The following is a 22,679-nucleotide window of genomic DNA, read 5'->3' as shown; positions in this document are numbered from 1 at the left end:
TGATGAAATGGAACTCTTTAAAAACTAAAGCAGCTCTTGCATCTACTGCACTGCTTTCAACTGTCGCACAAGCTGGTCCTGACTTAGGTGAAGCTCAACAACAGGCAACAAACTGGCACGCAATTATCATGTTTGCGATTTTCGTGGGTTTAACATTGTTCATTACCAAATGGGCTGCTAAACAAACGACAAATACTGCTGACTTCTATACTGCTGGTGGTGGTATCTCAGGTTTCCAAAATGGTTTGGCGATTGCGGGTGACTATATGTCAGCAGCATCGTTCTTGGGTATTTCCGCAATGGTGTTTAGCTCAGGCTTTGATGGCTTGCTTTATTCACTAGGCTTCATGGTGGGTTGGCCGATCGTATTGTTCTTGGTGGCTGAACGTCTGCGTAACTTAGGTAAATATAACCTGTCTGACGTGGTTTCATTCCGCTTAGAAGAAAAACCAGTACGTACGCTTGCAGCGATCAGCTCATTGGTTGTAGTTGCATTCTACTTAATCGCACAGATGGTAGGTGCAGGTCAGTTAATCAAACTATTATTCGGTTTGAACTACAACATCGCAGTTGTGATCGTGGGTCTTCTCATGATGGCTTATGTAATGTTCGGTGGTATGTTGGCAACAACTTGGGTACAGATCATTAAAGCGGTGATGTTACTTTCAGGTGCAACATTCATGGCGTTCATGGTGATGCATTCTGTAGGTTATAGCTTCTCTGAAATGTTCAAGCAATCAATCGACGTATTTGCAAAAGTACATGATGTGAGCCTTGAAGATGCATCTAAGATCATGGGGCCTGGTAGCCTTGCTAAAAACCCATTAGATGCTTTATCTCTTGGTTTAGCGTTGATGTTCGGTACAGCAGGTTTACCACACATCCTTATGCGTTTCTTCACAGTTAAAGATGCGAAAGAAGCACGTAAATCAGTTGTAGTTGCAACAGGTTTCATTGGTTACTTCTACCTATTAACATTCATCATCGGTTTCGGTGCGATCCTTTTCGTATCAAACAACCCACAATTCATCGACGTTGCAAAAATGGCAGTTACTGGCAAGTTAGAACTTGTTGGTGGTAACAACATGGCTGCGGTTCACTTGTCTGATGCTGTTGGTGGCGACTTGTTCATGGGCTTTATTTCAGCAGTTGCATTTGCTACGATCCTTGCGGTTGTTGCTGGTTTGACATTGTCTGGTGCTTCAGCAATCTCTCATGACTTGTATGCAAACGTATTGAAGAAAGGTCAAACGACGCCTGAATCTGAATTACGTATGTCTAAGATTGCGACTTTAGGTCTTGCTATCTTCGCGATGATCTTGGGTATTTTGTTCGAAAAACAAAACGTAGCATTCATGGTTGGTTTAGCATTCTCTGTAGCAGCGTGTGCAAACTTCCCAGTACTTGTACTTTCAATGTTCTGGAAAGGTTTAACAACTCGTGGTGCGGTGATCGGTGGTGTTGTTGGTCTAGTAACAGCAGTAACGTTAATTATCTTATCTAAAGCAGTTTGGGTAGATACATTAAAAATCTCTGATACACCAATCAACTCATTCAATGGCCCTGCAATCTTTGCAATGCCGTTAGCATTCATCTGCTGTTGGTTATTCTCTGTGACTGATAAATCAGCTCGCGCAGAAGCAGAACGCAAAGCATTTGATGCACAGTATGTTCGTTCACAAACAGGTATTGGCATCTCAGGTGCTTCAGATCACTAATTCAAATGATCTGATCCTATAAAGAACACCTCCTTGGAGGTGTTTTTTTTATGGTTTTAAAATGTATTCATCGTAGAAAAAATGTATCAACATGCATGAATGTGCTAACTTTGAAATTGATAAAAACAAACAGAATCTAAAATATGCGTCCAATTGTTGATTTTTGGAAAGACTTTAAACTATTGCCCTCTGCTTGGCTGCTATTGGTTCAGTTAAGTAGCTTATTCCTTTATCTCTATACCAGTCAAAGTCGAAGCTATCAAATTCTCACGTGGGCTGTGGGTGTCTTGGCACTTTTGATTATTGCCAAAGTAATTCGACAAACACCTACATTTACCATCTTGGGCATGATTTTTGTTAGTGGTGCATTTATATTTTCGATTTTGATGCTCATTGGGCAACGTTCCATTCCGATGCAAATCACAGCGCATTTCTTTGAAGCCATGGCTTATTTTTGCGCTGCTTATGGTTTGGTACGTTATATGTTTGAAGACCGCTATCTCACCAAAGATGAACTGTTTGCAGCAGGGGCTGTTTTTACCTTGATCGCATGGGGCTTTGCATTTTTATATAGTATTTGTCAGTTACTCGTGCCCAATAGTTTTCAAAATCCAAATCATCTTGGTGAATATCAAACTTGGCTCGATTTGCTGTTTCTTAGTTTTAGTTTGCAGTCTGCTACAGGGCTGTCTGATGTAATTCCGCTTGCACCACCTGCACGGGTTGTTGCGATGCTACAAATGTTTGGTGGTGTGATGTACTTGGCATTGATTGTTTCGCGTTTGATTTCTTTACACTATATCGCGCATAAAAATGAATAATTTCAATTGAATATTTTTTACAGTAAGTAAACTGTATCGATTTTTTGCTTGAATTATAATCAAATCTGGACTTTTCTTAAGCTGAGTCTGCTCTTTTTCACTTCTTGTGAATGCCTTTCTTGACCCATAGGGTCTGCCCGTTAATTAAAAAAATGTGAGGAAGATATGCCTTCCAAAAAGTCATCTTGGTTTGATAATGTCAATCCAAATGTGTTTTTCAGTACGGTTGGAATTATCGTTATTTTTTTAGCATTCGTGATTTTGACACCGAATGCTTTTGATCTCATGACCAAACAAATGAATCAGTGGATTACCGATTCATTTAGTTGGTTCTATGTACTTGCGGTTGCAATTTTTCTTTTGGTTCTTGTGTTTATTGCATTATCAGACATGGGGAAAATAAAACTTGGCCCTGATCATAGCCAACCCGAATATAGCAGTGGCTCTTGGTTCGCCATGCTATTTACCGCAGGGATGGGGATTGGATTGATGTTTTTTGGTGTGGCTGAACCCGTCATGCATTATGTCAGTCCACCTACAGGTGATGCACAAACGGTACAAGCCGCACAGCAAGCGATGCGAATCACCTTTTTCCATTGGGGATTACATGCTTGGGCAATCTATGCCTTAGTTGGTTTAACATTGGCTTATTTTGCATTCCGCTATAATTTGCCTTTAAAAGTTCGTTCAGGTTTATATCCGATTATTGGTAAAAAAATCTATGGACCAATGGGTGATGCGGTCGATACCTTTGCAACACTTGGAACGGTTTTTGGTGTTGCAACGACATTGGGTTTTGGCGTCACACAGATTAACTCAGGTTTGAGTTATTTATTTGGTTGGGAAAACCAGATCAGCACGCAAATCATGCTGATTATTTTTGTCAGTGCTTTGGCATCTTTGTCTGTGGGTTTGGGCTTAGATAAAGGAATTAAGCGTTTATCTGAACTGAATTTAGTGCTTGCATTGTCTTTATTGGTCTTTGTATTTTTAGCCAGTTCAAGTATTTATATTTTACAAACCACAATTCAAAATGCTGGACAGTATATGTCCAATTTATTCTCCATGACCTTTAATCTTTATGCGTATCAACCGAATGGTTGGATTGGTGGTTGGACGATTATGTATTGGGCATGGTGGATTTCTTGGTCACCATTTGTAGGAATGTTTATTGCACGGGTGTCCCGTGGGCGTACTATTCGTGAGTTCATTGTGGGTGTGTTGTTGATTCCAACAGGATTTACCTTGATTTGGATGGGTTTCATGGGCAATGCCGCACTGTTCAGCATTTTAGAACAAGGACACACCAGTTTAATCACAGCAGTTCAAAATGATTCATCTGTAGCGCTGTTTGAGTTTTTAAGTCATTTACCTTTTGCTGGTATTTCAAGCTTTATTGCCACGATTTTGGTGGTGCTATTCTTTGTGACTTCTGCTGACTCTGGTGCGTTAGTGACGGATTATCTCACAGCGAAATCAGAAAACTCGCCAATTTGGCAGCGCCTCTTTTGGACGGCATTAATGGCAGTTTTGTCGATCATTCTTTTGCTTGTTGGCGGATTAGGGGCATTGCAATCGGCAACCATGATGAGTGCTTTACCTTTTACATTTATTATGTTGTTGCTGTGTTGGGGATTACTCAAAGCATTACGTTTAGATGTCACGAAAATGAATGCTTTGCAAGCTGCTCGAATTACCCCGCGTGCAGTACAAAATCCTCGCAGTTGGCAACAGCGTTTAGGCTTGATCATGCACTATCCGCATACACGCGATGAAGTGAATAATTATATTCAACATCAAGTACGACAGGCTTTTGAAAGCATTCAACGTGAATTTAAGCGCCGTCATTTAGAGGTGAATATCCGTGAGGTCGATGATGGTTTAGCTTTGAGTGTCGATCACCAAAGTGAACTCAACTTTGTCTATAAAGTACAAACCCATCAAACTGAAGCAGCAAGTTTTATGTTAGATGAACAACATGATGAAATTGATGAGTTTTATCAGGCTGAAGTGTTTTTACGTGAAGGCGGGCAGGGTTATGATGTGATGGATTGGACGCAAGAAGATCTATTACAAGACATCATTGATCAATATGAACGTCATTTACATTTTTTAAATGTGATTCGTAATTAAGTTTAATTCGTTATACAAAAAAAGGACTCTAAATTAGAGTCCTTTTTTGATTCAATTTCTAAAGATTAGATCTTAGAAACGGAATTTAGCATTTACGCCAACAGTTTGAGTGTCGTTCGCAGCTTTTGAGTTTGCATTTACGTAGCTTGCACCTACTGCAATAGCAGGAGTGATAAAGTAATTTACGTTTGCGCCCCAAGCTGAATCAGGAGTAGCGTCAAAGCTAGATTCTGCATAAGAAGCACCAACGCTTAATTGTGGGTTCAAATACAAATCAGTTTTAAGTTGGTAAGCAGTAGCATCACCATAAACAATACCTGATTCAAACGCTAAAGACATGTTAGTACCATCGATACCGCCAACGTATTTAGCACGTGCAGTGATCGCGTCTTGGTCTTCACCGATAGTTGCAGCTTCAGCAACCGCTTTAGCAGCACCGTTACCCATTACATTGAATGCATCTAAAGCAGTTTGGTCAGCAACGCTTGTATAACCTACAGCAACCAAGAAGTTTTGAGTTGGAAGAGCACCCACTTCTAGAGAATAACGGTCGCCTTTGTCATCTGAGTTACCAACTTTACCATCAAGGATAGTGTGGCTATAAGAAACGCTAGCATAAGCTGGAACGTATGGAGTTGGAACATAAGCTTCTGCTTTAGCACCAAAATTATGAACATCAACGCCTGCATCTAATTGGCTAAAGTTATAAGCTAAAGATACATTAGAAGCTTGGTTTAAGAATGCTGCTTCAGCTAAAGGACCTTTAGAAGAGTCAACATTTTTAAGGTAGTAAGTACCTTGTACGCCACCAGTGAAGTCTTTGTCATTTACAGTTGTATCGATATACTCTGATTGACCTTGTACTTCGAATTGGTATGCTTGAGCGCCGGTCATGGCTAATAATAAAGCAGTGGCTAAACCGAGTTTTTTCATAATCTTTTCCAATAGTTGAAATTGGTGAAACACATGGCATTGTATTGTAACAAGATATTAAGTCAATGATGTTTACGGCCATTCGTTACAAATCAATTACATGAAAAGTAAATTGTTTAAAAACTACTCATTTGTTAAAATTTAAGTCAACCGTATAAAAAGTGTAATCAGAACAATAAAATAAATTAATATAAAACTTTTAATTCATTTGAAAAGTATGACAAAATACTACACTTATTAATTGCTTTTATGATTGATTTTATACTTATTAATCGTCATTTTCGATGATTTATTTTATGTAATTTCAAATTAATGTCATGAATGGTTAAATTTATAAAATAATAATTTGTGAATTAATCTTCACTTTTTATATATATTGTTAATTAAACCTCAATTATCTAGAAAAGCGATAAAATTTTAGCGTTTTATTTATTTAATTTGTTTTACAAAAATTTATATATTTAACATAATTAAGAAATAGAGTTTATTTATATGATGAATTTTGAAGTTTATATGCCCAGCTTTCCCCAAGGTTGGGCTTTTTTTTGCTTTAAAACTTACAAGCTTTATAAAGTACTCAACTTTTTGCAGAGAATGATTCGATAATTTATTAAAATGCACTATTAAGGTGCTTTATTGATATATAGAATGAAATATTGGCATGATTTTTGCCAAAAAAAATCCCAATTTTCAAAGAAAACTGGGATTTTTCGCCAAAATCTGGGGCAAATCAATAAAATCTGCTGAGGAATGTTAATAATATGCCCTAAGTGAGTGCATTATGCACCAATATATTGCACCTGTAAATATTTTCTTACAATCATATTTTAAATAATCATACAGAAATTGTTGGTGGAGTTAAGTAGATTATAAATATATAAGGGTGATAGTTTTTTGATTGCTGGTTAAGTTTATGAAAGTTAAAATATATTTTGGTATTTGTTTGTTGGGCTTTGCACTTTCAGGTTGCATGTACGATGTGCAAACTCAGCATAGAGTCGAAGATCGGGTGAATGAAATTCCATTGTTATTTGAACAAGCGAAAGCTCAAGCGGTATTCATCACCTATGACGGTAATCAAATAAATCGTTACGGCAATGATTTAACTCGAGCAAATACGCAGTATATTCCTGCTTCTACATTCAAAATGCTCAATGCTTTAATCGGTTTGCAACATCACAAAGCAACAGCCACTGAAGTTTTTAAATGGCATGGGGAGAAAAGGCTTTTTCCTTCATGGGAAAAAGATATGACTTTGGGAGAGGCGATGCAGGCATCGGCTGTACCTGTTTATCAGGAACTTGCGCGTCGTATTGGTCTTGAACTTATGCAAAAAGAAGTGAAACGTATTGGTTTTGGAAATGCCAATATTGGAAAACAAGTTGATAATTTTTGGTTGGTTGGCCCATTAAAAATTACGCCTGAGCAAGAAGCAAAATTTGCCTATCAACTGGCAATGAAGACTTTGCCTTTTGATCTTTCTGTGCAACAACAAGTGAAAGATATGCTCTATGTGGAGAGTCGTGGTGGTGCAAAATTGTATGCAAAAAGTGGTTGGGGAATGGATGTTGAACCTCAAGTCGGTTGGTATACCGGTTGGGTGGAACAGCCGAATGGTAAAGTTACAGCTTTTGCTTTAAATATGCAGATGAATAAAGATGATAATCCTGCTCAACGTAAACAATTGTCTTTAGATGTTTTGGATAAATTAGGCTTATTTTTCTATTTGCGTTAGATCATTTACAAAATCATAGACAAAAAAATGCCCAGTTTATTGGGGATAACTGGGCATAGAAAACGTTAAATTCTTAAATAGTGATAATGTTTATCTCTATTGGTTTCTTATTTTAGGTTCATTCTACTTTTATGTAAAATGTTAATTTTGAATATTACAGATCTGAAATAGCGATTTAGCATTGAGGTTTTATTTAAGTAAATGAATGTAGATTTGTTTTTTATAAAATCTTGATTATTTTACTTGGTTTTAAATGTTGGTTTTTTAAACGATTGGTTAATTCTTTAGACTAAACGTTGGTTTGACTCTTTAAATGAATGTATTGATGGTACAAAAAGAACTTCTCATTATCGTCAATTAAGTCAAATTTTATTTTGAATATTAAGCTTTTAGATTGTGGTTAAACATCGCTATATATACAGTATTCAAACTTAGGTAAAAATAGGTATTGTGTGGTATTCATAAAATTATTTGAGTCATAGATCATTTTTAATGGCTAATTTATAATGAGATTGATGTTAAATAAATCGAATAGTTGTATTTTCAAAGTAGACCAATAACAACAGATATGGTGAAAACAAATGGGACAGCAATTGCGCTCAGAACAAATTAGTACTCGCTTATTGCTTTTAATGTCGATCATTATCTTATCTGTGCTGTTAATTGCAATTCCTCAAATTATTAGTAGTTACCAACAATATCGAATTTCACATCAAGCTGTTTTAGACATCCAGACATTGAGAGTATTTGCGGAAACATCAAATAAAATATCTCGTGAAAGAGCACCTACAAATAAAGCAATGTCGAGTACAACCCTTGAAGCTCAAAAAAATATCAATGAACTGAATAAATATCGTAGCGAAGTCGATCAGCAAATCGATATAACCGTCAAAACATTAAATCGAGCAGGCTTTACTGAGTTAGCAAAGCGCGTTGATCAGCAATTGAAATATGATTTAGGCAATGCCCGTAAACATGTTGATGTGTATTTAGCATTACCTAAAGAAAAACGGACTGTTCAGCAGATGGACCAAGCCATTTTAGGAATGTTTGGTGCATGGGACAGTTGTAGAGTACTTTTACAACAATTGGTCATGGATTCAAAAAAGCGCAATAAGGAAGTGACGGACTATGCGTCTATGGTACTGATACTTGCAGATTTGCGTGATCAAGCAGGTCGTGTTGCATCAAATATTATGGCGCCATTAAGTTTTTCAGCCTCATTTCCAGAAAAGAATAAACTTCGATCTTTGCAAACACAGGAGCAAGTAAAATATTTATGGCAGTTGCTGGATACGATCCAACCTGAATCATTGAAAACACAAGATTATTTAAATTTACATCAACAGGTCAAAGATCGCTTTATTGATCAAGGTTTATCTATAGTCGTGAAGCTTTTGCAAGAGAGTGATCTTCATCAGCCTTATAGCATCACTGCAAATCAGCTTACTGATGCGATGGTGGGAAAATTTACAACTGTTGTGGATCTACAAACCTATTTGCTTGAAATGCAAAGTCTCGATGCTCAAGAAAAAGCGAGCGCATCTCATCAACAATTTTTGCTGACACTTTTTACATCGTTAATCTCCTTAGCTGTCGCGATGTTTACAATGCTTTATACGCGTAAAAAATTGTTTGAACCTTTGATTCAAGCCCAGCAAATGATTGTGGAATTATCGAAGTCTCATCAGCGTGAATATGTAGGGGGCGTTGATTTAACGTATAAAGAGGCGCAAACGCTGAATGATGCAATTTATATTTTAAAAGAGATGTTGCAACAGCGGGATGTATTTGAATTTAAATTGAAAAATATGGCGAACACCGACAGTTTAACGGGTGTGTCGAATCGTGTCGCTTTGGATACTTTTTTAAAAGAGTATGCGACTGAGCCACAGTTGTTTCAACAGTTGAGTTTGATTGTGGTTGATATTGATCATTTTAAGTCGGTGAATGATCAATATGGGCATATTTTGGGGGATCATGTGATTGCTCAAATTGCATCTTGTTTACAAGCCAATATTGCGCGTTCTGAGTTGATTGTGCGTTTTGGTGGTGATGAGTTTTTAATTGTTTTGAAAAATTTGAAGCAAGATTGGTTGATTCAAATTGCGGAAAGTATTTTGGCAGATATTTCGCAGTTACGTTTTGATTTACCTGGAACAGATGAACAGCTGAAAGTGTCTGTGAGTATTGGGATTGCATCTGGGGCGCCGAATTGGGAGACACTGTTTAGTCGAGCCGATGAGTCTTTGTTTAAAGCGAAAGCACAAGGGCGGAATAAAGTGGTGGTGTGAGTTTAAATTAGAATAAGCTATTGTAAAAAGGTTGATAGGTGATCATTTTTTAAATTTCTAGCTTTAGAGTTCGTGAAAATTCAAGATTCTACTTGTTTAATTTTTTAACAATGTATTTAACTGCTTTGCCCTGCCATAGGAAAACTTTTCCGTCATAACGAATCAGATCAAATTTGATTTTGAGAATATCACCTCGTAAATCAGAATTAAATAGCGTCATCGTTTTGGGATCTAAGTTTAATTTAAAGAGAACCTTGTTCTGATCATCCACAGTTGGGATGATGATGTGAGCTGTTTCGCCTGCGAATATATGTAATGGTGCGATGCGAACCTGAATAAGATAGTCTTTTGGATTGAACTGCATTTGTGTTGAAAATTTTAATATTAGATCATTTGAATGTTCAAAAAATTCAATGTGTTCAAGTTTGGGTGGGGCGCTCCATTGGATGTTTGCAGTGGTTGTGTGTTGTTTGACAGGATAATGATAGGTCAGTTCATTTGCAAAGCGTTCGCTTTTTTCAGCAGTATTCAACGTATAGGTTTGACCTGTGATTAAGGGTGTTTCGGGTTTAAATGGTGTGGCTTGAATGTGGGAAATCGGAGTTTGTGCAATCAGTCGTATTTGTTGCTTACCAGATTTGAGGAGATAAGGTGTATTGTCATTTTGAGGTGTTTCAATCCAGAAAATTGAGTTTGGCGCAACATTTTCTGCGGTATACACAGGTGTATATCTGAGAATGGCAACAGACTCAGCCAGAGTCAGTGGTGAGTAGCATAACAGAGCTGAAAGTAGGATTTTTTTCATTGTAATGTCTAAGTTTATAAGAATAAAACGATGGGTTATTCACCGTTTTATCAGATAGTTCTTGGGGGCTTAAAGATATTTTAATAAGTTGTTGTAGTAGATGTGATTATTATTGTCAGATTAATTCTCATCATTTAAATACTCTTCAATGCTCATGTTATCTTTCTTTAGCATATCTTTGATAAAATTTTGAATTTTATGATATTTTTCTATATTGTTTTCGAAGCGTGAGTTTGAAATTTCTCCATTTCCGCTAATTGAAAATTCGTGGTCATCATCATGTATAAAAAGTTCTATATTGAAACTATTACAATAAGAACTAAAATCAGGATTATTTAAAATATCTGTTGGTTTTGGTTTTAGACCGAGGAAGGTTAAATCTTGTATAGCTTTATTGCTAAGCATTTCTTCATAAAAAATAGCATTTAGCTTAGCTTTTTTTGTACCAACAGAATTTAAAATTTCATGGGATAATAACTCTATCCGTGAGTTCATTTGGCTAATTACCTCTAAATAATCAGTAATTTTTTCACTTGCACTTTTTTTCGTTAAAAAGTCATAAATCATTCCAGCCCATTGTTTTCTTAAATAACACTCAATATCATTGAAGTCACGAAAAGGTACTAATGCATTATTGGAGGCTGCTTTACGTACTTCATCAACAAATTCAAATATTTTTATCGAGTCTGATGATGGGAAGTTGAATTTTGTTAAATCTATATCTTTATTTTTTCTATTAGTCAAATAAGTGTGGTGATCATGGAGAACGCCAGATTCGACTAAAGTGAACACAGGGATTTTATTTTTGATAGCTTCTCTATATTCCATATTGGTAATAGAGTCATCTGTACCTTGAAATTTTCCACCATATCGCCCACCAATGATTAAAACAAACAATTGACAATTTGGAATTTCAGTTAAGCAGGAGTCATGAGTGTGTGAAGCAGGGTCAAAAAAAACTGCGCCATCTTCACTAAGGATTGGTTCATAACCTAAAGTTGTAATGAAATATCGTAAATTGTCTCGGATGTATTTCAAATCATAACAAGTTGAACTTACAAAAACTCTAGGTGTAGCCATTAAAAGAGCCTAAATTATTAATTCTTTAGACTCTTTTACCTGAAAAACTAGTTTACTTCAACATCGGCTTCAAAAACTTAGCTGTATGCGAAACTTTAGATTTTGATACTTCTTCAGGTGTACCTTCAGCAATAATCTGACCACCACCAGCACCACCTTCAGGACCGAGATCAATCACCCAGTCGGCAGTTTTAATCACATCCAGATTATGCTCAATCACCACAATGGTATTACCCTTATTGCGCAGCTCATGAAGAATATCTAAAAGTTTCGCAATATCATGGAAGTGCAGACCAGTCGTTGGTTCATCCAGCACATACAAAGTCTTGCCTGTATCACGCTTCGCCAGTTCACGTGCTAGTTTGACACGTTGTGCTTCACCGCCTGAAAGGGTAGTGGCAGACTGACCTAGACGGATATAACCCAAACCGACCTGATTTAAAGTTTCCAAACGACGATGAATCACAGGAATCGCATCAAAGAAATGCATTGCATCTTCAACAGTCATACCTAAAACATCAGAAATATTTTTACCTTTATAGCCGACTTCCAGGGTTTCACGGTTATAACGATCACCATGACAAGCATCGCACGGCACATACATATCAGGTAAGAAATGCATAGCCACTTTGATCATGCCGTCACCCTCACAGGCTTCACAGCGACCACCTTTCACGTTAAACGAGAAACGACCCGCTGCATAACCACGCGCTTTTGCTTCAGGCGTTTGCGCAAATAATTCACGAATTGGTGTAAATAAACCTGTATAGGTTGCAGGGTTAGAACGTGGCGTACGACCAATCGGGCTTTGGTCAATATCCACAACTTTATCGAGGAATTGCAAGCCATCAATTGAATCAAACTTTTCAGCAGTTAGCGTGGTTGCACCATTCAACTGCGTTGCGGCAAGCGGCAACAAAGTACGGTTAATTAAGGTTGATTTACCAGAACCTGAAACACCTGCCACACAAGTCATAATGCCAAGCGGAATAGTTAAATCGACATTTTGCAGGTTATGACCACATGCACCCATGAGCTTGATTTTTTCATCAGGCTTAGGCGGTTGAGTACGCTGTTTCGGCACTTCGATTTTTAATTTTCCTGACAGATATTGACCTGTTAAAGACTCTTTATTTGCCAGAATTTCATCATAAGTCCCTTCGGCAATCACATGACCGCCATGTACGCCTGCACCAGGACCGATATCAATAATATGGTCAGCAGCACGAATCGCATCTTCATCATGTTCAACAACAAGTACAGTATTGCCGAGGTCACGTAAACGTACCAAAGTTTCAAGCAAGCGATCATTATCACGCTGATGCAGACCAATCGACGGTTCATCGAGGACGTACATCACGCCCATTAAACCTGCACCGATCTGTGAAGCCAGACGAATACGCTGTGCTTCACCGCCTGAAAGGGTTTCCGCAGAACGCGACAGACTTAAATAGTTCAGACCGACAGAAACAAGGAAGTGCAGACGCTCACGGATTTCTTTAAAAATTTTATCGGCAATTTCGCCTTTTGCACCCTCAAGATTTAAATCTTGATAATAATGTTCCGCATCGCCAATCGACATCTTCGTGATCTGTGCAATGGTTTTGTCTTTAACGCGAACATGACGTGAAATTTCATTCAGACGTGAACCACCGCAGGCATCACAGGCAGCATTGGATAAATACTGCGCCAAATCATCACGGACATAGTTACTTTCAGTTTCACGATAGCGACGTTCCAGATGTGGCAAAATTCCTTCAAAAGGCTGTACACGATTGTGTTTACGACCACGTTCATCAATGTAGCTTAAGTCGACTTTTTCTTTGCCTGTACCGTATAAAAATTTCTTTTTGGTGTCGGCATCCAGTTCATTCCACGGTGTATCCAATGAAAAACCAAAATGATCGGCAACTTTCTGAATCATTGAATAATAATAGGGGCGTTGACGATCCCAACCACGGATTGCACCTTGGCTGATCGATACATCAGGGCTTGGAATCAGTTTTTCTGCACTGAAATGGCTACGTGTTCCTAAACCATCACAGGTTGGACATGCACCGAATGGATTGTTGAATGAAAACAGGCGAGGCTCTAACTCTGCAACAGCACGGTCACATTCAGGGCAGGAGTGTTTTGCTGAAAAGACACGCTCAGGCTGTTCGCCATTCATCCATGATAAAATCGCAATATCGCCACCTAAACGTAATGCTGTTTCAAAACTTTCCGCAATACGGTTACCGAGATCATCACGGACTTTAAAACGATCGACTACAACTTCGATGGTGTGTTTTTTCTTTTTATCGAGTTCAGGTGGTGTGTCAATGTCAATCACTTCACCATCGACACGGGCACGGACAAAACCCTGACTTTGTAATTGATCAAACAGATTGCTGTATTCACCTTTACGCTCACGCACCACAGGTGCAAGCAACATCAGGGCTGTACCTTCTTCTAGACCTTTGACAGCATCGACCATTTCCGAAACAGTTTGTGCGACCATTGGTAGATCATGTTCAGGACAGTACGGTGTTCCGACACGTGCATAGAGCAGACGTAAATAGTCATAAATTTCAGTAATGGTTCCCACGGTTGAACGTGGATTATGACTTGTCGATTTCTGTTCAATCGCAATCGCAGGGCTTAAACCTTCAATCGAATCGACTTCTGGCTTTTCCATTTGTGAAAGGAATTGACGTGCGTATGCGGAAAGGGATTCTACATAACGGCGCTGACCTTCGGCATATAAAGTATCAAATGCCAGAGATGACTTTCCAGAGCCTGAAAGTCCCGTGATCACCACAAACTTGTCGCGTGGAATATCGAGAGACACATTTTTCAAATTATGGGTACGTGCGCCTCGAATACGGATATGACTTTGGCTCATAAAGACTTTCTCGGAATTGTGCAAATTTAGGTTGTATATGATAGCGATTTAATTTTGTTCAAGCTGTAAAAAATAGTTTTTAAGCGACAAATTATGTCATTTCACTGACCATTTAAAGCAAGCGGAATTGCTTAAAATTTCACATAAAATGATTTAATTCATATATTTATAATTATATTCAGCCAATATTCAAGGTCTAATTCTTATATATCAATGTCTTGCTTATAATTTATTGATAATAAAATACTTTATAAATCAGGGTTGCCATGCTGAAACAGATATTCGCATTCGCTTTAGGGTTAATGTTGAGCGTACATGTGTTTGCACTCAAAACTAAAATTGTGACTTTTGAACAATTTTTAAAGCTAGATCAAGAACATGCAGCAGAAATGGAATTTACCGATGTTTCTCCAAGTACGCAGGCATGGACGGCAATTTATGTGGTCGGGAAGCAGACGATTCCAAATCGTACAGCACAGATGAATTTGGTGATCTTACCAGAGGGCTTGATCAATAAAGCCAGCCCAACTGAAAAAATAAATCAAACGATTTTGGTTGCGGATGATTTGCCATTACGCAAAAAGTTTTCACTGAAAGAATTTGATGATATTGCTGATGAAATCGAAGAGCAAACAGGTAAAGAAATTGAAGATCCGTTTGTAAAAGATGCAGATGTCATCCGTACTTATGCGCAAGTTATGGACTGGGCTCCTGAGTATGGTGTAGAAAATTTTAAACTAAGTATTGCTGTTCCTGAACAACAAGGCTTTGAGCCACTTGCGATCTATATGATTGTGGGAGAGGGTGATAAGCCGAAACAAGTCATGGATTTGATGCTACAAAATAACAATATGAGTGCTGAGGAAAGACAGCAACAGTTCCGCAATGCATCTAAAAGTCCAGATTCGATGATGGCAAAAATGGAAGCTAGATTTTTAATTTTTTTTGTAATTGCTGCTGTAATGATTTTCGTTCTTTGGGGGAAATTTCGCCGTGATTAGTATGGATTGAGTGTAAAGAGAAGACTGACGATTCGACATTTTTAAAACAGTCAAATACTTAAAAATAGGGATTTTGAATTTTGTATAAATCGAAGAGAGTAGGGCGGAATTTGGTAGCTATAAATTTCTCCATTTATCTTAAAAATCTGATTGTTAGACAAGTAGCATACGCAAATTTGGATACTTAATATATAATATTTGTGACTTAAGTCGCACTTATGGTGGGTTGAAATGAATATGCAGAAAGTGATTGCAATAATTTGTTTTATATTTTCTGGCAATGTTTTTGCAGAGAATGCTTCGCCTGTCCTTTTTGAGCAAGTCTTAAATGTGAAACCAAATCAGTTTTATGAAGTCAATTTGGAGAATGTACACGCGAGTGATCAGATCTGGACAGCAGTTTATTTGATTGGACGTCAAAATTACCCAGGATTAACTTCTAAAGTTGACTTTATTATTGATAATCAAGGTTTATTGGATAAAACCAATGCCAGTGAACATTCGATCCATCAGCAGTTGATTGCTGAAAATTTGAAGCAAACTTCACAATATTCTTTTCATCAATTCAAAAAATTAACTTCGATTATTGATGAAATGTCAGTGATGTTAATCGAAGATCCTGTACTAGAAAAAACAGATACAGTTCGTATTTATAGCCAAGTAAATGATTGGATTCCTGAATATAATAGTTATGAGCCAACCAAGGTTCAGTTCAAGATTGAAAATCCAGTCGATTTTGATATTGTTGCGGCGTATGTCTTGGTGGGTAAAGGTGCTAAGCCTACTCAGCTCAGTGAATTAAATTTCAAAAATGTAGCCTCATCCTATACAACTTCATTAGAGAACTCTGCAACTGCTACAGGGGAAGCGGTAAAAGCGCCAATGGCAGTGCCTTTGACGTCTGAATCTGAACGTTCAGCATATCACTTGAGTAGAATAGAAGTTAAATTGGTTATTTTTGTTTTGGGTGCTGTTGTGATGGGAATTTTTGCTTTCATCAATCGTCGTAAATTCAAACGTGCTTATTAAGCAAAATATAGCAACTTATCATTCAAACTTTTTAGCTTTTATACCTTAAATTCACTACACTCAGTCCATTGGTTTTATTGCTGAGTAGGTATAAATGCTGTCTTTGTTTTTGAAATGTGTCATCGGCGCAGCAGTGGTTTTGTTGATTTCGATTCTTTCTAAAAGTAAGGCATTTTATATTGCAGGTTTAGTCCCGTTATTTCCAACTTTTGCCTTGATTGCCCATGTGATTGTATCGCAAGAGAAGGGTGGAGATGCATTAAAGCAAACGGCATTGTTTGGCTTATGGTCACTGATTCCCTATTTTATTTATTTACTTGTGGTCTATTTACTCGCAACAAAATTGTCGATGTGGTCTTGTCTTGGCGTTGCAACACTATGTTGGATCGTGGCTGCAGCAGGTTTGATTTATGGTTGGCAGATGTTTCACAATTAATGGTCAATATTGCAATGAGCAATTTCTAAATATTCTAAAAATACAGATATAGAAAATAATGAAATGAAAGAACTGCTAATTGATATGTTGCCACTACTGATGCTGTTGTGCTTTTTAAGCGCCATGATCATTTTTTGTTTTGTGGATTATCATCTGTATAAATATTTGCGTGAGAAAAACGTAGTTCTAGGTTATTGGGACTACATGGGATACGTATGGGGACAACAAGGTCAAAAAAAATATAAAATTATTTGGGATAAGACGGTTAATTATCATCTACATTTGCGCAAAGCCAAAGTATTTATTTTGCTGTATTGGGGGCTGATGATTGCAGGGGGGCTATTGTTAGTTTTAACGCTGTGGATGAGCAGGTAAAAGATGGGCTTTCACCTGCTATTTTGAATATTTATACAATAAAATGTTTCGGTGCTTCTAAGTTTTTAATCGCATTGTAAATTTGATTGGCATTGTTACAAACAATCAATTTCGCGCGATGCTGAGGCGGTAAAAAACCCTCTTCCACTGCATGATCGAGTTGTGCAATTAAGTGATCATAGAAACCATTTACATTGTAAAGCATCATCGGTTTTTGGTGCTGATTCAGTTGTCCCCATGTCGCGATTTCTAAGATTTCCTCAAAAGTTCCAAATCCACCAGGTAAGGCGACAAATGCACTGGCACGCTCTGCCATCATGGCTTTGCGCTCATGCATACTTTGTACAATGTGTAGTTCAGTCAATTGTTTATGTGCGATTTCATAGTCCAGCATAAATTCTGGAATTACCCCGACCACTTCACCACCGTGTTCCGTCACTGTGTCAGCAACTTGACCCATTAAGCCAATGCTTGCACCACCATAGACGATGCCAAAACCATGTTCTGCGATACCTTTCGCCAAATCTATTGCTGTGTCTTTATAAATCGGTTTATTGCCAAAGCGGGAGCCACAATATAGTGCGATGAGGCATTGCGTTGCTTTACGAGTGGGTTGATCTAATTCAAGCATTTCATTTTTCATTACAGGGAGTACGCTATTCATCATTTATTTTTTCACCTTAACTTATCATGTTCTTATGTGTTTCTACTACTCTAAGTCAAAAATATGACAAAAACATGTTGAATCGTGATTGATTTGGCAATGATATGTATCACGATGAATCTATTGCTATTTCATATAAAGTTCATATAAAACATGATAAATGAGATGAAATTTTTAGCAAAATTACCTATACTTGAAGCTTGTTTCTCAATAAATGAATCATCATGGGTAGTGGTTGTTGTCGCTCCGAAAATGCACAATCTTTAGACAAAAAAATATTTCAAAATAAACTAAAGTTATCTAATCAAATTCGAAATTTACAGTTCACATATGCTGAAACTCGCAATTGCACATCTTCAATGGAGCAAGGTCAATGATTCTTGAATGGATGTCTGATCCTTCTGCATGGGTCGGTCTTGCGACACTGGTTGTACTGGAAATTGTTTTAGGTATAGATAACCTTGTTTTTATTGCAATTCTTGCAGAAAAACTTCCACCTGAACAACGTGATAAAGCACGTATCATTGGGCTATTACTCGCCTTATGTATGCGGATGGTGTTACTTGCCTCAATTGCGTGGGTGATCACGCTTACCGCACCCTTGTTCCATATTATGGATCATCCATTTTCAGGGCGAGATTTGATCCTGCTGTTTGGTGGTGTATTCCTATTGTTTAAAGGGACAATGGAATTGCATGAGCGCCTTGAAGGTGCGCAAGCCGTCAAAGAAGAAAATCCTGTCCATGCTGCGTTTTGGATGGTGATCGTCCAAATTGTAGTCTTAGATGCCGTATTCTCTTTGGATAGTGTGATCACTGCTGTGGGAATGGTGAAACACCTTTCAGTCATGATGATTGCAGTTGTGATTGCCGTCGGGATCATGCTGTGGGCATCCAAAGCCTTGATGGATTTTGTTAATAAACATCCGACTGTGGTGATTCTGTGTCTTGGTTTCTTGATGATGATCGGTTTCTCGCTCATCGTGGAAGGTTTTGGTTATCACATTCCAAAAGGCTATTTATATGCAGCAATTGGTTTCTCGGTGCTGATCGAGTTTATGAACCAAACCATGCGTAAAAACCAAGAGAAAATGGTCACTACTACAGACTTACGTTTTCGTACTGCCTCGGCTGTTTTGAAAATGCTCGGTGGTAAATCTGCTGACAATCAAAGTGGTAAAGTGGATGATGTGATCGCAACGCAAGCGCTTGCAGATGAAATGTTTGACGATGAAAATGGTGCATATCACAGTGTCATGGTACAAGGTGTTCTTGGTTTATCTGAACGCCCTGTAAAATCTGTGATGACCCCACGCCCTGAATTGGAATGGCTAGACTTAGATGAAGATGAAGCAACCATTAAAGAAAATTTAATGGAGATGTCACATTCACGTTTAATTCTGGCGCGTGGTGAATTGGACAATATTGAAGGGATTGTTTTAACTCATAAAGTGTTGAATGATTATATTGAAACGGGTGTTTTAGATTTTAAAAAGCATTTACGTGAGCCAGTAATCGTCCATGAAAATGCACAAGTGTTGATGGTGATGGAACAGCTTCGCCAAGCACCGTTGCAAATGGCAATTGTCCTGAATGAATATGGTTCGATTGAAGGGATTGCAACACCGATTGATGTGCTTGAAGCGATTGCAGGGGAGTTCCCTGATGAAGATGAACTCGAAGCTGCTGCGGAAAGCCTTGAAGATGGTTCATTGATGCTTGAAGGCTCAACGGATATTCGTCATGTTTCATTGCTTTTAGGTCGTGATTTAGTCAATGATTCTGAAGAATATTCAACACTTTCAGGTTACTTGTTATTCCATTTAGGTCGTTTACCTGAAAATGGCTCTAAACTTCAAGCAGATGGTTATGAGTTTGAAGTGGTGACAATGGACGGTCATAAGATTGAGAAGGTGCATATCAAGGCATTGGAACAGTCGGAAGACGATTAACCCACATTTAAAATAGTGAAGAAGCTGGTCGAAAGACTGGCTTTTTTTGTTTATAAGATTCTCACGCTATTGAAATAATTTGACTAATAAATTGTACTTCGCATAAGGTGTATGAAGTTAATTTTAGATAAATTTTAAAGAACAAAAACTATGTGTGAATGTCATTCTGTAGGTAGTTTTTTTGTATGTCCTAATAGCTTTTTGGATATTTTTAGTCAAAACTATGATGTGAAAAATAGCTTTCCTAATTACATACTTGAAAGTATTCCTTGTGAGAAAGCACAACCAGAATTTGATTATGGTGAGTTTTATTATGCCTGTGTAGAATGTCAGCAACCTTGGTATTTTGAATGTTATCCAGACACACCAACTAACCCTATTTTTGGAATAAAACTTATAGATATAAAGCAAACACTAAGCCAAAATCAAATAAACAGCATTAAGCAATTCTTAGTGGTTTTAGCTCATGAAGGATTTTCAGAGAATAAGTGTATTCATAAAGGGTGTATGGATTACTCACTTAAAGGAATCAAGGTGTGTCTTAATCATTTTGGATATAAATTTTGTGCTCATTAATACAATAATCTAAAATAATGGGCTTATGTGAAATAAAACACAAAATTAAATTAATCGATTTTCAGAGCCTCTATTATTTTCTACATCAATAATATTTGTATTGAAAATAAGATTATTTTTAATCAATCAATTGCATAGTTAATGGTCACAACAACACGCGCGATTTTATTAATGGTTGCTTTGTCATAAGCACCACCATAGTCACTGTCATCATCAGAACCACTTTCAGGCAAGATATAGAAAGCGCCTTGACTTGCTGAGCGCATTGTACCGACTTTTACACCACCAACTTTGGCAAATTCATTGGCACGGCTATGTGCATTCTTGGTTGCATTGGCAATCAACGACATTTTAATTTCTTCTAAATTAGACACCAGATATTCAGGTTTTTGCTCAATCGAAAGACCTTTTTCATCGAGTAAATACGCATTTTTTGCGGCTTTTTCTATTTTTTGAATATCACGACTACTGATTACAATAGATTGCATCGCGATATAACCACGAAACTCACGTCGAGTCTTACCTTCCTCATCTTGTACTTCTTCATAATAGGCTTGAGAGCTTTTATTGCCTTGTTGTAAGTCAGTGGCTTTAAAGCCTTGCTCTACAAAAAAAGCCTGTAGTGTTTTAAGATTTTGATCAAGCAATTGATAAGCTTCAGGAATACTATTTGAAGCCGTAGGTGTTTGAACGTTAATTTCCCAACGTGCCGAATCCGCTTTGATTGGTTTTTCGGAAAGACCTTTTACACTGATCGAGTTTTGTGAACGATTGGATTGCTTTAAGGCATAACCGATCACAGCAGCAGAGATCACAAAGCCTAGACTGAGAATGAATGCAAATACCCATAAGCTTTTAGATGTAATGGTTTTATTTTCCATTTTTGATATTTCTAAAATTATTATTGATTCAAGTTATATTGAGAATTTAAAAGTGTGTCAAGGCGAGTTTGTTGACCAACTATAAATGATGGTTTTTGTTAAACTACATTCAAATTTATTTGAGTAATTTCATGTCTAATCTTGTTTGCCCCTGTGGTTCTGAACTTTATAGCGAATGTTGCCAAGCTCTACATTTAGGTCAGAAAAAAGCTGAAACAGCAGCACAATTGATGCGTTCACGTTATAGTGCATTTGCCAAACAAGAGATTGATTATATTGTCAAAACGACTGCGCTTGGGCAGCAACAAGCTTTGGATGCCAAAGCCATTGCAGATTGGAGTAAAGCCAATCAGTGGTTAAAGCTTGAAGTTGTACAAGCCCAAGAAAAACTCGATAAAAACCATGCTCAAGTTGAATTTAAAGCACATTATTCAGCCTTGGATGGAGCAGATCAATCTCTACAAATTCATCATGAAGTTTCACATTTTGTAAAATTTGATAATACGTGGTTTTTCCTAGATCCAACCACAGATCAGCAGATCACGATGAAACAACCGTGTATTTGTGGTTCAGGTAAAAAATTTAAGCAATGTTGCGCACAATATCTGTAACTTTTCATGCAATTTGACTTAGAATACGCGCATCGATAACCCTCAGCGGAAGAAGGGCAATGTTGTTATTAGTCATCTATATTATTGCAATTACGGCTGAAGCCATGACAGGAGCTTTGTCAGCGGGTCGGCGTAGTATGGACTGGTTTGGCGTGGTTTTGATTGCCTGTGTGACAGCACTTGGCGGTGGCTCAGTGCGGGATGTATTGCTTGGGCATTATCCACTGACTTGGGTCAAGCATCCTGAATATTTGGTACTCACCTGTGCAGCTGCATTTGTCACCATCCTAATTGCTAAATGGATGAAGCATTTACACTCTATCTTTCTGTTGCTTGATGCTTTGGGTTTGATTGGATTTACCATCATTGGTTGTCAGATCGCATTAGATATGGGACATGGCTTTGTTGTTTCTGCGGTTGCAGGTGTATTGACAGGGGTTTCAGGCGGTATTCTGCGTGATATTCTGTGTAATGATGTGCCTTTGGTGTTCCGCCGTGAACTCTATGCCTCAATTTCATTTGTTGCGGTGATCTTCTATTGGTTCTGTATGGATGTCGGATTGTCTTTAGAAGTGACGGTGATTTCGACTTTGGTTTTTGGTTTTTCACTACGCTGTATTGCGATTTATTTTGGTTTGGAAATGCCGAAATTTATCTATAAAGATGATGATGAACAATCTGCATCATCAAAAGATGAATCTTGATTTAGCCGAATAAAAAGTTTAGCTTTTAAATGATAGATACCGAGTTCT

19 protein-coding genes are annotated in these 22,679 nt (G+C 37.7%); 13 read left to right on the top strand and 6 right to left on the bottom strand.

Translation table 11 applies throughout. The features are described from left to right. Window positions 1-2: 2 nt before the first annotated feature. The 3 genes from BEN71_RS17790 to BEN71_RS17780 all read left to right on the top strand — a co-directional run bounded on the left by BEN71_RS17790 (window position 3) and on the right by BEN71_RS17780 (window position 4,672). Window positions 3-1,718 carry a cation acetate symporter gene (locus tag BEN71_RS17790; protein ID WP_068975111.1) on the top strand — a complete coding sequence of 572 codons (1,716 nt, stop codon included), beginning with the start codon at window positions 3-5 and terminating at the stop codon, window positions 1,716-1,718. Window positions 1,719-1,861: 143 nt separating this feature from the next. Beyond that, window positions 1,862-2,539 (top strand): ion channel, encoded by a 678-nt coding sequence (locus tag BEN71_RS17785; protein ID WP_068974970.1) that lies wholly within the window; start codon window positions 1,862-1,864, stop codon window positions 2,537-2,539. 165 nt (window positions 2,540-2,704) lie between these two features. Further along, window positions 2,705-4,672 carry a BCCT family transporter gene (locus tag BEN71_RS17780; RefSeq protein ID WP_068974971.1) on the top strand — a complete coding sequence of 656 codons (1,968 nt, stop codon included), beginning with the start codon at window positions 2,705-2,707 and terminating at the stop codon, window positions 4,670-4,672. 72 nt (window positions 4,673-4,744) lie between these two features. On the opposite strand, the gene omp33-36 is transcribed toward BEN71_RS17780, so the two are convergent. Continuing rightward, the gene (omp33-36, locus tag BEN71_RS17775) at window positions 4,745-5,605 is read right to left on the bottom strand and encodes a porin Omp33-36 (protein WP_068974972.1); all 861 of its coding nucleotides are present in this window, start codon (window positions 5,603-5,605) and stop codon (window positions 4,745-4,747) included. Window positions 5,606-6,518: 913 nt separating this feature from the next. On the opposite strand from omp33-36, the gene blaOXA reads away from it, so the two are divergent. Further along, on the top strand, window positions 6,519-7,340 hold the full coding sequence (gene blaOXA, locus BEN71_RS17770) for a class D beta-lactamase (protein WP_068974973.1): 822 nt from the start codon (window positions 6,519-6,521) through the stop codon (window positions 7,338-7,340). 581 nt (window positions 7,341-7,921) lie between these two features. Further along, window positions 7,922-9,634, top strand: coding sequence for a GGDEF domain-containing protein (locus BEN71_RS17765; RefSeq protein WP_068974974.1), 1,713 nt, complete (start codon window positions 7,922-7,924; stop codon window positions 9,632-9,634). Window positions 9,635-9,722: 88 nt separating this feature from the next. Here BEN71_RS17765 and BEN71_RS17760 read toward each other — a convergent pair whose 3' ends face one another. The 3 genes from BEN71_RS17760 to uvrA form a co-directional block, all read right to left on the bottom strand. Next, entirely contained in the window at window positions 9,723-10,439 is a 717-nt protein-coding gene (locus BEN71_RS17760) for a hypothetical protein (RefSeq protein WP_068974975.1), read from the bottom strand. A 120-nt stretch (window positions 10,440-10,559) separates the two neighbouring features. Further along, complete coding sequence (locus tag BEN71_RS17755; protein ID WP_068974976.1) at window positions 10,560-11,519, bottom strand: DUF4062 domain-containing protein; 960 nt, start codon at window positions 11,517-11,519, stop codon at window positions 10,560-10,562. Window positions 11,520-11,571: 52 nt separating this feature from the next. Then, entirely contained in the window at window positions 11,572-14,403 is a 2,832-nt protein-coding gene (gene uvrA, locus BEN71_RS17750) for an excinuclease ABC subunit UvrA (RefSeq protein ID WP_068974977.1), read from the bottom strand. Window positions 14,404-14,669: 266 nt separating this feature from the next. Between uvrA and BEN71_RS17745 the strand changes: the two genes are divergently transcribed. The 4 genes from BEN71_RS17745 to BEN71_RS17730 all read left to right on the top strand — a co-directional run bounded on the left by BEN71_RS17745 (window position 14,670) and on the right by BEN71_RS17730 (window position 17,244). Continuing rightward, window positions 14,670-15,404: a hypothetical protein gene (locus BEN71_RS17745; RefSeq protein ID WP_068974978.1), complete on the top strand. Its 735-nt coding sequence runs from the start codon at window positions 14,670-14,672 to the stop codon at window positions 15,402-15,404. 231 nt (window positions 15,405-15,635) lie between these two features. Continuing rightward, window positions 15,636-16,433: a hypothetical protein gene (locus BEN71_RS17740; protein ID WP_068974979.1), complete on the top strand. Its 798-nt coding sequence runs from the start codon at window positions 15,636-15,638 to the stop codon at window positions 16,431-16,433. Between the two features lie 94 nt (window positions 16,434-16,527). Then, a complete protein-coding gene (locus tag BEN71_RS17735; RefSeq protein ID WP_068974980.1) occupies window positions 16,528-16,869 on the top strand; it encodes a GlpM family protein in 342 nt (113 codons plus the stop codon). A 63-nt stretch (window positions 16,870-16,932) separates the two neighbouring features. After that, a complete protein-coding gene (locus BEN71_RS17730) occupies window positions 16,933-17,244 on the top strand; it encodes a hypothetical protein (RefSeq protein WP_068974981.1) in 312 nt (103 codons plus the stop codon). A 31-nt stretch (window positions 17,245-17,275) separates the two neighbouring features. Here the strand turns inward: BEN71_RS17730 and BEN71_RS17725 are convergent, their stop codons facing one another. Further along, window positions 17,276-17,908 (bottom strand): LOG family protein, encoded by a 633-nt coding sequence (locus BEN71_RS17725; RefSeq protein ID WP_068975112.1) that lies wholly within the window; start codon window positions 17,906-17,908, stop codon window positions 17,276-17,278. A gap of 373 nt (window positions 17,909-18,281) precedes the next feature. Here BEN71_RS17725 and BEN71_RS17720 point away from each other — a divergent pair, with 373 nt between their 5' ends. Together BEN71_RS17720 and BEN71_RS17715 are read left to right on the top strand one after the other, a co-directional pair. Continuing rightward, window positions 18,282-19,859: a TerC family protein gene (locus BEN71_RS17720; protein WP_068974982.1), complete on the top strand. Its 1,578-nt coding sequence runs from the start codon at window positions 18,282-18,284 to the stop codon at window positions 19,857-19,859. Window positions 19,860-20,009: 150 nt separating this feature from the next. Beyond that, entirely contained in the window at window positions 20,010-20,435 is a 426-nt protein-coding gene (locus BEN71_RS17715; RefSeq protein ID WP_068974983.1) for a hypothetical protein, read from the top strand. A gap of 122 nt (window positions 20,436-20,557) precedes the next feature. Here the strand turns inward: BEN71_RS17715 and BEN71_RS17710 are convergent, their stop codons facing one another. Further along, the gene (locus tag BEN71_RS17710; protein ID WP_068974984.1) at window positions 20,558-21,316 is read right to left on the bottom strand and encodes an SIMPL domain-containing protein; all 759 of its coding nucleotides are present in this window, start codon (window positions 21,314-21,316) and stop codon (window positions 20,558-20,560) included. 131 nt (window positions 21,317-21,447) lie between these two features. On the opposite strand from BEN71_RS17710, the gene BEN71_RS17705 reads away from it, so the two are divergent. Beyond that, on the top strand, window positions 21,448-21,927 hold the full coding sequence (locus tag BEN71_RS17705; protein WP_068974985.1) for a YchJ family protein: 480 nt from the start codon (window positions 21,448-21,450) through the stop codon (window positions 21,925-21,927). A gap of 59 nt (window positions 21,928-21,986) precedes the next feature. Further along, entirely contained in the window at window positions 21,987-22,631 is a 645-nt protein-coding gene (locus BEN71_RS17700; protein ID WP_068974986.1) for a trimeric intracellular cation channel family protein, read from the top strand. Window positions 22,632-22,679: the final 48 nt, after the last annotated feature.

Source organism: Acinetobacter wuhouensis, assembly GCF_001696605.3.
GTDB lineage: Bacteria > Pseudomonadota > Gammaproteobacteria > Pseudomonadales > Moraxellaceae > Acinetobacter > Acinetobacter wuhouensis.
The sequence above is the reverse complement of the archived record's forward strand: the minus strand, read 5'-3'. Positions and strand labels throughout refer to the sequence as shown.

Bases quoted from the DNA above. Each gene is read 5' to 3' on its own strand.
- uvrA (WP_068974977.1), bottom strand. From the start codon at position 14,403: ATGAGCCAAAGTCATATCCGTATTCGAGGCGCACGTACCCATAATTTG.
- BEN71_RS17780 (WP_068974971.1), top strand. From the start codon at position 2,705: ATGCCTTCCAAAAAGTCATCTTGGTTTGATAATGTCAATCCAAATGTG.
- blaOXA (WP_068974973.1), top strand. From the start codon at position 6,519: ATGAAAGTTAAAATATATTTTGGTATTTGTTTGTTGGGCTTTGCACTT.
- BEN71_RS17755 (WP_068974976.1), bottom strand. From the start codon at position 11,519: ATGGCTACACCTAGAGTTTTTGTAAGTTCAACTTGTTATGATTTGAAA.
- BEN71_RS17740 (WP_068974979.1), top strand. From the start codon at position 15,636: ATGAATATGCAGAAAGTGATTGCAATAATTTGTTTTATATTTTCTGGC.
- BEN71_RS17785 (WP_068974970.1), top strand. From the start codon at position 1,862: ATGCGTCCAATTGTTGATTTTTGGAAAGACTTTAAACTATTGCCCTCT.
- BEN71_RS17720 (WP_068974982.1), top strand. From the start codon at position 18,282: ATGATTCTTGAATGGATGTCTGATCCTTCTGCATGGGTCGGTCTTGCG.
- BEN71_RS17700 (WP_068974986.1), top strand. From the start codon at position 21,987: ATGTTGTTATTAGTCATCTATATTATTGCAATTACGGCTGAAGCCATG.
- omp33-36 (WP_068974972.1), bottom strand. From the start codon at position 5,605: ATGAAAAAACTCGGTTTAGCCACTGCTTTATTATTAGCCATGACCGGC.
- BEN71_RS17765 (WP_068974974.1), top strand. From the start codon at position 7,922: ATGGGACAGCAATTGCGCTCAGAACAAATTAGTACTCGCTTATTGCTT.
- BEN71_RS17735 (WP_068974980.1), top strand. From the start codon at position 16,528: ATGCTGTCTTTGTTTTTGAAATGTGTCATCGGCGCAGCAGTGGTTTTG.
- BEN71_RS17710 (WP_068974984.1), bottom strand. From the start codon at position 21,316: ATGGAAAATAAAACCATTACATCTAAAAGCTTATGGGTATTTGCATTC.
- BEN71_RS17715 (WP_068974983.1), top strand. From the start codon at position 20,010: ATGTGTGAATGTCATTCTGTAGGTAGTTTTTTTGTATGTCCTAATAGC.
- BEN71_RS17725 (WP_068975112.1), bottom strand. From the start codon at position 17,908: ATGAATAGCGTACTCCCTGTAATGAAAAATGAAATGCTTGAATTAGAT.
- BEN71_RS17760 (WP_068974975.1), bottom strand. From the start codon at position 10,439: ATGAAAAAAATCCTACTTTCAGCTCTGTTATGCTACTCACCACTGACT.
- BEN71_RS17790 (WP_068975111.1), top strand. From the start codon at position 3: ATGAAATGGAACTCTTTAAAAACTAAAGCAGCTCTTGCATCTACTGCA.
- BEN71_RS17730 (WP_068974981.1), top strand. From the start codon at position 16,933: ATGAAAGAACTGCTAATTGATATGTTGCCACTACTGATGCTGTTGTGC.
- BEN71_RS17705 (WP_068974985.1), top strand. From the start codon at position 21,448: ATGTCTAATCTTGTTTGCCCCTGTGGTTCTGAACTTTATAGCGAATGT.
- BEN71_RS17745 (WP_068974978.1), top strand. From the start codon at position 14,670: ATGCTGAAACAGATATTCGCATTCGCTTTAGGGTTAATGTTGAGCGTA.